The sequence below is a fragment of the Leisingera sp. M658 genome (assembly GCF_025144145.1).
GTDB lineage: Bacteria > Pseudomonadota > Alphaproteobacteria > Rhodobacterales > Rhodobacteraceae > Leisingera.
Genome location: NZ_CP083546.1, coordinates 1593390 through 1606538 on the forward strand (window position 1 = coordinate 1593390; position 13149 = coordinate 1606538).

At 59.8% G+C, this 13149-nt stretch carries 8 protein-coding genes and 1 tRNA gene; 6 read left to right on the forward strand and 3 right to left on the reverse strand.

The genetic code is table 11. The annotated features are described in order from the left end of the window. The first annotated feature begins 135 nt into the window (after window positions 1-135). On the forward strand, window positions 136-1365 hold the full coding sequence (locus tag K3724_RS08005; RefSeq protein WP_259991648.1) for a cytochrome P450: 1230 nt from the start codon (window positions 136-138) through the stop codon (window positions 1363-1365). 36 nt (window positions 1366-1401) lie between these two features. Here K3724_RS08005 and K3724_RS08010 read toward each other — a convergent pair whose 3' ends face one another. Next, on the reverse strand, window positions 1402-2016 hold the full coding sequence (locus K3724_RS08010) for a response regulator transcription factor (RefSeq protein WP_259992593.1): 615 nt from the start codon (window positions 2014-2016) through the stop codon (window positions 1402-1404). Window positions 2017-2337: 321 nt separating this feature from the next. Here K3724_RS08010 and K3724_RS08015 point away from each other — a divergent pair, with 321 nt between their 5' ends. From K3724_RS08015 to K3724_RS08025, 3 genes are all read left to right on the forward strand, one after another. Then, on the forward strand, window positions 2338-2835 hold the full coding sequence (locus K3724_RS08015) for a molybdopterin-dependent oxidoreductase (protein WP_259991650.1): 498 nt from the start codon (window positions 2338-2340) through the stop codon (window positions 2833-2835). A 25-nt stretch (window positions 2836-2860) separates the two neighbouring features. Next, window positions 2861-5344: a PAS domain-containing hybrid sensor histidine kinase/response regulator gene (locus K3724_RS08020; protein ID WP_259991652.1), complete on the forward strand. Its 2484-nt coding sequence runs from the start codon at window positions 2861-2863 to the stop codon at window positions 5342-5344. A 522-nt stretch (window positions 5345-5866) separates the two neighbouring features. After that, window positions 5867-8827 (forward strand): SdrD B-like domain-containing protein, encoded by a 2961-nt coding sequence (locus K3724_RS08025; RefSeq protein ID WP_259991654.1) that lies wholly within the window; start codon window positions 5867-5869, stop codon window positions 8825-8827. A gap of 228 nt (window positions 8828-9055) precedes the next feature. On the opposite strand, the gene K3724_RS08030 is transcribed toward K3724_RS08025, so the two are convergent. Continuing rightward, the gene (locus K3724_RS08030) at window positions 9056-10576 is read right to left on the reverse strand and encodes an aromatic amino acid ammonia-lyase (protein WP_259991656.1); all 1521 of its coding nucleotides are present in this window, start codon (window positions 10574-10576) and stop codon (window positions 9056-9058) included. 1 nt (window position 10577) lies between these two features. Beyond that, window positions 10578-11585 carry an ornithine cyclodeaminase family protein gene (locus tag K3724_RS08035; RefSeq protein WP_259991658.1) on the reverse strand — a complete coding sequence of 336 codons (1008 nt, stop codon included), beginning with the start codon at window positions 11583-11585 and terminating at the stop codon, window positions 10578-10580. Between K3724_RS08035 and K3724_RS08040 the strand changes: the two genes are divergently transcribed. After that, window positions 11584-12624, forward strand: coding sequence for a LysR substrate-binding domain-containing protein (locus tag K3724_RS08040; RefSeq protein ID WP_259991660.1), 1041 nt, complete (start codon window positions 11584-11586; stop codon window positions 12622-12624). The genes K3724_RS08035 and K3724_RS08040 overlap by 2 nt on opposite strands. Before the next feature lie 195 nt (window positions 12625-12819). After that, window positions 12820-12894 (forward strand) — tRNA-Asn (locus K3724_RS08045). Window positions 12895-13149: the final 255 nt, after the last annotated feature.

Sequence of the window (13149 nt, forward strand, 5' to 3'; positions counted from 1 at the left end):
ATGTCACGCTGCAATCTTGCCTTTTCGCGAATTGTGCAGGGGCGTCCTGACGCTGGGTTTCTTGCCGCAATGGCGGATTGACAGTCGCATTTCCTGCGGGAACGCTGACCGGAAAGGCCAGCGGGAGGGTGCCAGATGGGCAGCGGACAGCAAGTATCTGTGAATATTAAGGAGTTTAACCTGGCGAACCCGCCGAAGGGGTTCCTGGGGGATCCCTTTCCCTTTTACGATGCCTTGTTGCGCGAGGCGCCGGTGCTGCCGCAGCCGGATGGGTCGCTGCTGGTCTGCCGCCATGCCGATCTGGACAGGGTCTATCGGGACACCACGCTGTTTTCCTCGGACAAGAAGAAAGCTTTTGCGCCAAAATTCGGCGCGGGGTCGCCGTTGTTTGAGCATCACACCACTTCGCTGGTGTTTTCCGATCCGCCGTTGCATACGCGGGTGCGCAGGATCATGACCTCGGCGCTGACGCCGCGGGCAATTGCCCGGATGGAGCCGGGGCTGGTTGAGACGGTTGACCGCTTGCTGGACAGAATGGCGGGAGCAGCCAATGTGGACCTGATCGAGGATTTTGCTGCCTCCATTCCGATCCAGATTATCGGTAACCTGCTGGACGTGCCGATGGCGGAGCGGGCGCCGCTGCGTGACTGGTCGCTGGCTATCCTGGGGGCGCTGGAGCCAGCGCTGAATGCTGATCAATTGGCCGCAGGACACCAGGCGGTGGAGGAGTTCAAGGCCTACCTACAGGATTTGATCGCCCGGCGGCGGGCCAAACCAGGGGACATTGAGACCGACGTGCTGACACGGCTGATCAACGGCGAGGGGGCGGATGGCGCCCTCAGCGAGGTTGAGCTGATCCAGAATTGCATCTTTATCCTGAATGCAGGTCACGAGACGACCACCAACCTGATCGGCAACGGGCTGGCGCTGCTGAATGACCATCCCGGCCAAAAGCAGCGGCTGCTGCAGCAGCCGGAGCTGATCAAGCCTGCCATCGAGGAGGTTCTGCGCTTCGGGTCGCCCAATCAGCTGGGCAACCGGGAAACCACGGCGGGTGTGGACATCGGCGGTATGCAGGTTCCTGCGGGGACCAACTTGCATCTGCTGATCGGGGCGGCGAACCGCGATCCGGAGGTGTTTGAAAAGCCCGCTGTCTTTGATGTGTCCCGGACGCCGAACCGGCATCTGGCCTTTGCCGGCGGGCCGCATGTCTGTGTCGGGCTGACGCTGGCGCGGCTGGAGGGGAGGATCGCCATTGAACGCCTGCTGCACCGCTTCCCGGGCTATCGCCTGCTGACTGGCCGGGTGCCGGGCGGGCGAATCCGCTTTCGCGGCTATGCCGCGCTGCCGGCGGAAATGGAGTGAAAAAGGGTCAACTGGGGCGCTGTCAGGCTGGCCGGCTCAGAACAGTCCGGCCTCCTTGGCGGTCAGGGCGGCCTGGGTCCGGTTCTTGGCCTCCAGCTTGCGGCAAAGTGTGCGCACGTGCAGTTTGATCGTCACTTCCTGCAACTCCAGCTCGCGGGCGATTTCCTTGTTCGACAAGCCGCGGCACAATCCGTTCAGCACTTCCAATTCGCGCGGGCTGAGTTTTTCAGCCAGCGGATGGGTGCTGGCCGAGGCATCTTCGCGCATCAGATTGACGGGCACGTAGATCTCTCCCGCGCTCATAAAGCGCACGGCATTCAGCAGTGACTGCGCGCCCATGGTCTTGGGGATGAACCCGATGGCGCCGGCATCCAGGGCCTCCTGCGCGGTGCGGGCGGGCGCGCTGCCGGACAGAATGGCCACGCCCTTGCCGCCATTGGCCTCAAGCGCCTTGGCCAGGCCGTCGAGCCCCATCATGCCGGGCATGTTGAAGTCAAGCAGCACCAGGTCGTAGGGGCCCTGTTCGCAAATCTGCGAGATCGCACCAGGCAGATCCGTCGCCAAAGCGACCTCAGCACCGCCCTCGGATTTGAGGTAGGCGGAGATTGTTTCGCGGACCATATCATGATCGTCTGCCAGCAAAATGCGCATGTAGCCACTAGCCCTGTTCTTTATTTCCCGGTCCCAGTCTACAGCGACAAGGGTTTCAAAACTGTCAACCTTGGATTGCGGGCTGGTCTGGGATGTGAACATCTGCTGCTGATCCTTTGCGTGTGCTGGAAATTTTATTGATATTACGACGTTCTGACGGTCTCCGGTAAGCCAACATTAGGGTGATGGCGCTACTCTGGCGGTTGTGCACCCTATACGAAAGGTCATGAACCTATCCTCAGGTGCCGGTTTTCGGGGCGAGCGGATATGCCATGCTTTGCCCGGTTGTTGTGGAGACTGCCTTAAAAGAGGAGTGCTGGAATGAGAGGGTTGATTTCGCAGGTCGCGGCCTTGGCTTCGCTTGCAGTCATGGCGTGTGTAGCCGCAGGTTTTGCGGATGAAGCGCAACCGGTGCTGCTGTCGGTCGGCGTGGAGGGCGCGGCGGAACCTGCGGCGCAGTACACGATCGAGGATCTGCGTGCACTGGCTCCGGTCACCTTTGAGACGGAGACCATCTGGACCACCGGGCCGCAGCAATTCACCGGCGTGCCGCTGGCTGTTCTGGTGGGGCGGATGGATGTCAGCAGCGGGCGGCTTGTAGCTTATGCGGTGAATGACTATGCGGTGGAAATCCCTGTTGCGGATGCGGTTGACGGAGGCCCGATTGTTGCCTTTGAGCGCAACGGTGCGGAAATGTCCCTGCGCAACAAGGGGCCGCTATGGGTGGTGTACCCTTATGACAGCAACCCGGCTTACCGCACCGAAGAAGTCTTTTCGCGCAGTATTTGGCAACTGGACCGGATCGTAATTCAGCCGTGAATGGCAGGCAGGGAGCAGTCAGGTGATGCTGCGCGGATTTCCAACGATGCCGCGCTGGGTATTGGCGCTGGTGCTGGCGATTGCGGCGGCGCTGGCAGCGCAGTCTGTGCGGCTGGGCCATCAGGTGCTGCAGCAACTGGGCGGGCTGTCGACCGCGGCAACCGACAATATGCAATGGAACCTGTCCCAGGCCGAAGTTGAGCATCTCAAACTGGAGGCGGCGGTCCTGACGGCCAGCGCGCCCGGGGATCTGCGCCGGCTGCGGCGTCAGTTTGATATCTACTACAGCCGGATTGCCACGTTCCGCGAAAGCCCGCTGTTTGAAGATTTGCGCCAAAGCCCGGCAGGTGCAGCTCTGCTGCAGCAGATGCAGGACCGGCTGGACCGCATGGCGGCGGTTGTTGACAGTGGCAACCGGCCGTTGCTGGACAGCCTGCCGGAGCTTGCCGCCGAACTGGTGCAAAACAGCGGTGATGTGCGTGAACTTGCGTTGTTTGGTGTCGTGCTGCAGGTGGAGGATTCCAAGGATAAGCGGCTGAAACTGTTCACCATCCTGACGCGTCTTGGCTGGGTGGTGCTGGCCCTGGTGCTGGCGCTGGCGCTGGCGGCGCTGCTGCTTGGGCGGCTCTACCGCAAGGGCCGCAGGCTGGCAGTGGAGCGCAGCCGCTCTGCCGCGCGGATGGAGGCGATGATTGCCTCCTCGCTGGATGCGATTCTGGTGGTCGGTGCGGACGGCAGTATTCTTGCCTTCAACGGGGCGGCGGAGTCGGTGTTCGGCTACAGCAAGGCTGAGGCCATGGGCCAGCAGATGGTCAGCCTGATTGTGCCGGACCACCTGCAAGAGGCGCATCAGGCCGGCATGAAACGGTTTCTGCAAACCGGTGAGGCGCAGGTGGCCGGCAAAGGCCGGCTGCAACTGGAAGCGCGGCGCAAGTCCGGCGAATTGTTCCCGGTCGAGCTGTCGGTTTCGGTCAGCCAATCGGGAAATGAACTGGTCTTTGTCGGCTTCCTGCGCGACATCTCCGAGCGGATCGCTGCGGAAGAGGAATTGCGGCGGGCGCGGGACGACGCGCTGGCCGGCGAGCGCGCCAAGCAAAACCTGCTGACGGTGATGAGCCACGAGATGCGCACCCCGCTGACCGGGGTTCTGGGGGCCATCGACCTGATCGAGGGAACCGAACCGACACCGGAGCAGCGCCGCTACTTGCAGGCGATGCGGGTTTCGGGCGGCTTGCTGCTGCAGCATGTGAATGACGTGCTGGAGCTGTCGCGGCTGGAGGCCGGCGCCGATACTGAGAAACGGCGGATCTTTGATCTGGAGGAGCTGATCAGCGGTCTGGTGGAAAGCCAGCAGGCCAGCGCCAAGGGCAGGGGGATCGATCTGTCGCTGCACTGCAGCCTTGGCGGCAAGCCGGTAGTGGCCGGGCGGCCGCGCGCCGTGCAGCAGGTGCTTTTGAACCTGATTGGCAATGCTTTGAAGTTCACCAGCGATGGCGCGGTGAGCGTGGATGTGATGCGGCTGCCGGACGGGGAGACGGTGGAATTCCATGTCGCGGACACCGGCCAAGGCATCGCGCCCGGCGACCTTGACCGGATTTTCGAAGATTTCATCACTCTGGATTCCAGCTATGGCCGCGGCAGCGAGGGCACGGGGCTGGGACTGGCAATCACCAAGCGTCTGGTGCAGGCCATGGGCGGTACGATTACATGCGAAAGCGAGCTGGGTGAAGGCAGCCTGTTCACCATCTCACTGGTGTTACCGGCGGCCAAGGCGCCGCCGCGCCAGGCAGCACGGGACAGACCCTGCCGGAACGGCGCCTGCCGTCTGCTGATCGCCGAGGACAACGACATCAACCGCGAGCTTCTGGCCACGATGCTGCGCCAGGAGGGGCATCAGGTGACGGCTGTGCCAGGCGGTGCCGAGGCTGTGCAGGCGGCAGAAGGGGGGCGGTTCGATCTGATTCTGATGGACATCAGCATGCCGCAGGTGGATGGGATCGAGGCACTGCGCCGGATCCGCGCCCAGCAGCTGGCCGAGGGCACCGACATTGTGGCGCTCACCGCGCATGCCGCCGCGGAGGACCACGCCCGCATTCTGGATGCCGGATTTGCCGAAGTTCTGACCAAACCGGCCAATAAGGCTGAACTGGCTGAAGTGATAGACCGCCGGGCAGGCAGCGGGGTCAAGGTGCTGCCCGGAATGCAGTCGGACATCCACCAGTTTTTTGAAGCCCTTGGGCAAGACCGGGCACGCAGCTTTCTGGCTTCCTTTTGCGAGGAGGTGAATCAGCTCCAGGACGGGTTGCAGGGTTGCGCGGTTCTCGACGATGGCCAGCGCAAGGAGGCGCACCGGCTGGCAGGGTCGGCAGCAGTTCTGGGCCTGTCCGGCCTGCGCGCGGCGATGCTCGCGATCGAGACGGCGGAAGAAGGGGGGAAGCCTCCGGTTGCGTTATTCCAGCAGGCCTGGGCCAGCGCAGCACTGGTTCTGGCCCCGCATTTGCACGTGTAAACCGGTTTCCGTGTCAGCGGCTGATGGGGCGGAATCCGCCGGATGTGCCGCACCCGGTCCGATTTGATCCGGAAAACAGATTGGGATCCGCTTTTGCGGTGTTCTTTTTTCGGCCCTTGGCAGCGATTGGAAGGCCGGGTTGTTACGGCGGATAGAGGTTGTTTTTAAAGCATGTTTGACAAGGCCCCGGCCGCATTTGGAGTGACGCTCTATTGTTCTGCGCAACCGGCAGGATACTTTTCCCATTGACAAAAAAAATTGCGCTTTAGTTTAGAAGGTGGCTGCCAGGAGCGGGGTGTTGTTTCCGGTGGCCAAGAATGGGGAAAACACGCTGCCTGGGGACAGACTGAGCCGCAAATGGCCGAGAAAAACAACTTTCATTGCGCAGTAAGAGCCGCAGCCGGTTTCGTTTGAAGCCGGTTCCCGTGGATCGTCTGTATTGTGAATTGAGGTTTCTGAGGCCAGGAAGCCGGGCTGAACCCTGGGGCGTTTTTTGTAACGAGTTGCGCCTGATCGGGGGAAGTGAAAGTGACCTATAGCTACCGGAATTACGAATGGACTGCATTTACCGAAGCAGATCTTTTGGATCAAGGAGGAAATGGATCCAGCTTTGGGTACGGTGACACCTTCAGCATGCCGGCAAGTGCCACGGTATGCCTGTCCACAAAAGACAACGACTATTTTTTGTCGGGTGACCATTACAGAAACGAGCGCGCGGATGACAGGTACGGCCAAAACGCTTATGTCGATGGTGAACCGGCAGGCGGGAAAATGTATGCCGAAAGCTATCACGTCCTGAAAGGCTCGGACGGCAATACCTACTATCTGATCGAAATCGAGATCGAAGGCCATGACGCCCCGGGACAGGGCGAAGACTATTTCACCTTCTACAACGATGTTCCCCCGGCCGGGGTTGAATTGACAGTGGTCAAGACCTGCGGCGTCAAAGGCAACTGGGTTGACTACAAATGCCTTGGCGCGGGTGACAAGATTGAAACGGGATCCATTTCGGGAACCGTTTTTTGCGATTTGGATTGCGACGGCATTAACGGGGAGGTGGCCACCATCCCAGGTTGCGATTACACGATCGAAGCCGAGAATATGCACAAGAGCGGCTTTAAGACGGTGGACGGCAATCAGGCGTCCGGCGGTGAGCTTGTCAAGCTGGCTTATGCAGGCTGCTACGGCACGCTGTGCACCACCTTTGACGGCAAAACCGGTGTCTATGACGTAAAGATACGCGTGCAGGATGAAAATGATGGTCAGAGCACGATAAAACTGAAGGTGAATGGCCAGTTTGTCGAAGCAATCCGGCTGAATGCCGATTCAGACGGCGGCGGGTCGAATGATGGCGGCTTTTCAACCTATGTCATCAAGGATGTTGCCATCAGCAATGGGGAAGACATCACCATCAAGACCAAGGGCGATGGCTACGAATATGTGCGCATCGATAACATCGTTCTCGAAGGCCAGGACCAGCAGGAAATGGTCTCGGAGCCGGGCAAGGCTGATGTCACGATCAAGCTGCTTGATGCCGGCGGCATGGTTGTTGCCACAACGACCACCGATGCCGAAGGGAACTACCGGTTCGACGGCATCGAACCCGGTGATTACAAGATCATGGGTGTGGCGCCTGACGGCACCGAATTCACCATTCAGGACGCCGGTTCGGACGACGCGGTCGATTCAGATGTTGATGAAAACGGCATGTCGGGCGTGATCACTGTCGGGGCAAACACGGAATCTGATATCGACCTTGGTGTTGTCGACCCCCAGCCGGGTTCGCTCTCGGGCCGGTATTTCGAGGACACCGATGGCAGTGACACCGACAATGGCGAACCAGGCGTGGCCGGCGCAGAAGTCACTTTGACCAACCTTGATACGGGCGAGGTTTTCACCACAAGCACAGACGGTGACGGGCTTTATTCGTTCACCGACCTGGAGCCGGGTTCTTATGAAGTCTTCTTTGCCGAGATCGACGGCTTTGGATTCGTTGCTCAGGACCAGGGGGGCGACGATACAGTCGACTCCGATGTAAATATGTCCGGCAAGGTTGAGATTATTGAAATCCGAAAAGGCGAAACTATCGAAGACATCGACGCTGGCATCCGGCCCTGCGGACGCATTGACGGCCAGTCGCGTGTTAATGACGTGCTTATCGGCTGCGATACCGACGACAGCATCCGTGCGTTTTCTGGCGACGATTGGGTCGATGCGCGTGGCGGCAACGACACCATCGACCTTGCCGGTGGCAATGATACCGCCATCGGAGGCGCAGGCAATGATACGATTGACGGCGGCCTTGATTTCGACATTGCAGTCTTCAGCGGTGCGGCCGCGGACTACTCGGTCGCACTGAATACGCAAGACGGAAGCTCGCTCACAGTGACGGGGCCGGATGGTGAAGACCTGTTGATTGATATGGAGCTGCTGCGGTTTGACGATCAGGACGTTTTAGTTTCGTCCTTGCTCCTCTCGGCCAGTGATGACGCGGCTGATTTACCAGCGCTGAACGGCAGCGTGAGTGTTGATGTGCTGGCCAACGACAATCCAGGTCAGGCCCCCGGCACGCCAGTTGTCATGTCCGTTACCGACGGGCAGTTTGGCACGGCGTCAGTCGAGCCGGACGGTCAGATCACCTACACCGCCACCGCGGAAGCAACCGGCGGGTTTGACGTTGTGAGCTATACCGTTGTTGACAGCCAGGGCCGGATGGCGACGGCTGAACTTCTGCTGGGTGATATTGCGGCTCCGGATGCCTCGGCGCCGGGTGCTGTGGTGCTGGGCGACGGGGGCGAAACCTTTGAGGGCTCAGGCCTGGATGACGTCATAATCGGCGGCAGCGGCAATGATTCCATCACGGGCCGGGGCGGCAATGATGGCATCGACGGTGCAGGCGGCAACGACTCGATCCAAGGTTCGGCTGGCGATGATACAATCATTGGCGGTGAAGGCGATGACGATCTGTCGGGCAATCTTGGTAATGATCTCATTTCCGGCGGCAGCGGCAATGACGAGATTTCCGGCAGCGGAGATAACGACCAGATACTGGGCGGGGACGGAGATGACGACATCAGCGCCAACCCAGGCGACGATTTTATCTTTGCTGGCGCCGGCAATGACGAGATCAGCGGCAATGTTGGAAGCGAAATGATTTTTGCAGGCCAGGGTGATGATGAAATCAATCGTATCGGTGAGGGCGCGGATATGGCTTTTGGCGGTGATGGCGATGACGTTTTTGTCTGGCGCGACTTCCAGGCGGATGGCGTGCGCGATCTGATCGACGGGCAGTCAGGTATCGATACGCTTGAGGTGCAGGTGGCTGCTGCGGACTTTGCTGCGATGCAAGTGGAAGTTGACGCTTATCTGATGTCGCTGGCTGCAAATGCAGATGACACCAATGGAGTCGCCTCAAGCTACAGCTTCTCAACAATTGCTTTGGATATCGCAAATATCGAAAATATCGATCTTACTTTCGCGTAGGGGCTTGATCAAAAATGAGGCGCGGCAATAAATCCTTGCCGCGCCTTGGGTTTTCAAAAAACATCTATACCGTTTGGTATACGCAGCCGCGGCGAGGGTAATTGCAAAAGAGGCCCCCGCAGATTTCAGCCATGTCCGAAGTCACCACTCCAAAAACGGGCGTCACCTGGGCGGGCTGATTGCTGGCCGGATCGTGCCTTTGCAATCAGGCCGCCGCATCTGAAGTGTTCATCCGCTTGCGTCAGGGGGGCAGAAAGCGATGAGTTTTTCTTTCAGGGTGGCTGACAGGTGCTCGATATCTTTGGCAAGCGGCCGGTCCTCGCGTAGCACGGGCGAGATCTTTCGGACCTGGTTGTTCATACCAGCAAGAAACCTGCCGCAATTGCCGCTGCCTTTGCGAAGCTCTATCGCTTGGCAGGCAATCAGCAATTCAATCGACGTCAGGTGAAAGACATTGTCAGCGATCCTGTCCAGCGCGCTGACGGCGGCCGGGGAACCTGTCAGGCAATCCTCCACCCCATTTGCATTCACGCTGGGCCAAACCGGCACCGATTGGGCGGCATGCGCGATCTCGGCCACCAAGGATTCAGCCACCTTCATGACCGGGGCGAACCCGTTGGATGCGCTGTCCGGCATTGCCAGAAAACTGGGCAGACCGCTGAATTCGGGGTTCAGAAGTTTGGCGGCGCGGGCAAGCTGTGCCATTGCCAAAGGGACAAACGACCGGCTTAGGGTTTCGGCGGCACTGGTAATCTCGGATGTGAAATAGGCGCCGCAAGACACCAATTTCTCGCGTTCGGCCAGAGCAATCGGATTGTCGCTGGCGCTGCTGATCTCGATTTGCACGCAGCCCATGGCCCGGTCCAGCGCAGTTTTGGCCGTGCCATGGATCTGCGCAACATTGCGGAACGACAGCGGATCCTGCAGGCGCCGGGCCTGGCCGGATTCCAACAGCGCACTGCCAGCCAGCCGGTTGCGCAGGCCCGCTGCTGCCTTCAGATGGCCGGGATGCGGCTTGATGGACATAATGGTTTCATCCAAAGGACCGGTGTTTGCCCGGAACCCTTCCATCGACATCGCGGCAGAAGTCTGCACCGCTTCAAAGGCGGTTGCGGCTTTGGACACGGTCAGCGCGGCCCTGGCGGCAGTTGCACAGGAGTGGTTGGCCAGCGCCAGCCCGTCGCGCGGCGCTAGCTTTAAGGGCGTAATCCCATGTGCCTGCATCAGTTCGGCGCTGGGGCCGACGCTGCCATCGCTGGCATACATCTCGCCTTCGCCGATCAGCGCAAGCCCGGTTGCGGCATTCAGCACCAGATCCGCCGCACCGATTGACCCCACAGAACCAGTCACCGGGACAAGACCCGCATTCAGGCAGGTGGCGATATGCCGGGCGACCTCGGGCCGGGCTGCGCTGTATCCGCCAAGCATCGTGTTCAGCCGGACGATCAACCCTGCCCGCACCACTTCGGGCGCAGCTAATGGCCCGATGGCATGGGCACGCCCCCGCAGCGTCTGCAGTGAAAAATCGGCGAGTGCGTCTGCGCCTAATACCTCGGTCGCCCGCGCCCCCAATCCGGTTGTCACACCGTAAACCGGGATTTTTCCTGCGATGGCCCGCGCGACCAGCGCATGTGTCCGGCTCATTCTGGCAAGCCCTTCCGGAGCGAGGTCCAGCTGCCAGGTCCCATGCGCGGCCCTGTCAAGATCCTCAACCGTCAGCGACGCGCCATCCAGTTTTAGCGTTTCCATGTCAGGCATCCCGGTACAGCAGGTTTTGAACGATCCCCAGCTCTCTGGCGCGCTCCAGTATCTTTGCCCCAAGGGCGATATCGCTTGTGGACATGCCGCGGTGCCAGAACAGAATGGTTTCGCTGTCCGCTTCGCGTCCCGGCTTCAGCCCTGCAGCGATTTCGCCGATCTCGGCATAAAACGTCTCTTCGCTGACCAGGCCCGCATCGATATGCGGCCGCAGCGCCCCCAGATGCCCGGCGCGCATCTGACCCAGATCATCCATGACAAGCTTGTCAAAACCCTCGATGAAATCCAGCGGCAGGGTGCTCATAGTTCCGTAAGGCACCACAAAGGCACCCGGCTTGACCCAGGCCCGGTTAAACATCGGGGCAGGGGTGTTAAGCCGCGTTGCCTCGACCAGAATATCAGCGCCCTCCAGGCAGCTTTGCCAGCTGGTGGTCACGGTCACGTCTTTCCCCAGATCCTGGCGCAGCCGTTCGGCAAAGGCCTCCCGGCTTTCGGGGCGCCGCGAATGGATGCGGATTTCCTCGAAATCGAACAGATGATCCAGCAGCCGCACATTCCAGTAGGAAGTGCCGCGTGCCCCGACATGGCCCAGGATCTTCGGGGTCTTCGGCCCCAGCCATTTGGCGCCCAGGGCCGTCAGCGCACCGGTGCGCATATCGGTAATGCCTGCGGCGTCGATCACGGCGCGCGGTGCCCCGGTTCTGGGGCAAAACAGGTTCAAAAGCGCCAGCTCGGACGGCAGGCCCTGTTTGTAATTGTCGACGTAATCCCCCACGATCTTGACGCCTGCATAGTCCAGCGGCGCCACATATCCGCGCAGCACATTGAAGTGCCCGTTGAACGCCGGATCCGGCGTCAGATGCATCCGCGGCTCAATGACGGTTTTGTTCCGGCCGGCTGCAACCAAAGTCTGCTCAACCGCATCCAAGATGTCGTCATTGCTAAGTGCCACCCGGTCCACTTCCGGCTGTCCCAGGTATTCGATCTCTATGCGCGCCATGTCCGTCACTCCCGTTTTTGGGCATGATGGCGTTTGTGCGATGTCTTTACAGACCGAAAAATGTGAAGCTGGCCAAAGTTTTTTTGATTCAGAAAGGGCCGCTTCCATGCTCCTTCCTCCATTGAATGCACTCAAAGCATTCGAGGCTGCAGTGCGTTTGGGCGGGTTCACGCCAGCGGCGTCCGAACTCGGCGTATCGCCTGCCGCAGTCAGCATGCAGGTCAAGAATGCAGAGGCATTTCTTGGGAAAACGCTGTTTCACCGGTTGAATAACCGTCTGCTGCTGACCGATGCCGGGCGGACCTATTACCCGGCAATTTCCGAAGCATTGACGGCCATATCGACGGTCACGGAGAATCTCATTGAAACTGAGGCCCGCTCCGGCCTTGCGGTCAGCACAATCCAGTCTTTGGCAGAAAACTGGGTCGCCCCCGCCATTTCACGCTTTCGGGAGGCGTTTCCCGGCACCGGGATCGAGCTGCGGATCGAAGCTGACCCGGTCGACCTGTTGAATACGCGTACCGATCTTAGGATAACCTATGAGAGCCATCTTTATCCGCAGCACACCCAGCTGCCATTGTTCAAAGATGTGGCCCATCCGTTTTGCACGCAAGCGTTTTACGACAGTCATGTAGCAGGATCCGGGATTGCCGCAGTGCCGGACGCTTTGCTGATACATACTGATTGGGGAGAGCAGTATGCGTCGCATCCGACCTGGGCAAATTGGTTCCGGGCCGCTGGCCTGGCCAGAAACCCGAACATGCGCAAAGGCCTGCGTGTCGGCGGCGCTGCGGTAGCCCTGGAGCTTGCCAGACAGGGGGCAGGCATTGCATTGGTGCCAAAGATGCTGGCGGAGGCCAAGCATCCCGCCAGTCTTGGCGTCGTGGTTGGTGAACCTGGCCTGCCGCTGCCGTACGCCTATTTTGCCATCGTGCCGCATTCTGCTGCTCATCAAACCGGTGCGGCTGAGAAGAACGTGCCGCTGCAGGTGTTTCTGGAGGAATTGATTCCGAAGGATGCACCTGAAGAAACGCACTAGCCGTACCGCAGGCATCAGTCTTGCGCGTGCAATTCGGGGGCCTGTCCGGCGGCTGGTTGGAGGTTGGCAGGCCTTGGAGGACTTGCGGTTCTTCCCGGCAAAAACGGCCCCTCAAGCGGGGGCGAAAAAAGTTGTTCAAAACCGCAAATTACCTCTGGACGTCTATTAGAGTTATTTCTATACCGCATCTCGTATTCCGGCGTAGCTCAGCGGTAGAGCAGTTGACTGTTAATCAATTGGTCGTAGGTTCGATCCCTACCGCCGGAGCCAACACACATATGCAAGGTGTTGGAAATAGACGATAAGACACTTTACCTTGAGGGTCTTATACTGTTGCACCACCCCTTGAAACACCCGCTGTATGCACTGTTTGTGAGAGCCTCCGCACTCAGTGCAACTTAAACGCCCTGGCGGGACACCAGTGGAGCTATGATAGCCGGTCCCTGAGGACTTCGTAGGGCGACTTTCCTTTGTGCGCGCCATGCGGTCTGTGCAAGTTCTAAAATCGCTCCCGCCCAGATGCCC

Coding starts and splice junctions, on each gene's coding strand:
- K3724_RS08015 (WP_259991650.1), top strand. CDS start 2,338: ATGAGAGGGTTGATTTCGCAGGTCGCGGCCTTGGCTTCGCTTGCAGTC.
- K3724_RS08010 (WP_259992593.1), bottom strand. CDS start 2,016: ATGCGCATTTTGCTGGCAGACGATCATGATATGGTCCGCGAAACAATC.
- K3724_RS08040 (WP_259991660.1), top strand. CDS start 11,584: ATGTCCGTCACTCCCGTTTTTGGGCATGATGGCGTTTGTGCGATGTCT.
- K3724_RS08030 (WP_259991656.1), bottom strand. CDS start 10,576: ATGGAAACGCTAAAACTGGATGGCGCGTCGCTGACGGTTGAGGATCTT.
- K3724_RS08020 (WP_259991652.1), top strand. CDS start 2,861: ATGCTGCGCGGATTTCCAACGATGCCGCGCTGGGTATTGGCGCTGGTG.
- K3724_RS08005 (WP_259991648.1), top strand. CDS start 136: ATGGGCAGCGGACAGCAAGTATCTGTGAATATTAAGGAGTTTAACCTG.
- K3724_RS08035 (WP_259991658.1), bottom strand. CDS start 11,585: ATGGCGCGCATAGAGATCGAATACCTGGGACAGCCGGAAGTGGACCGG.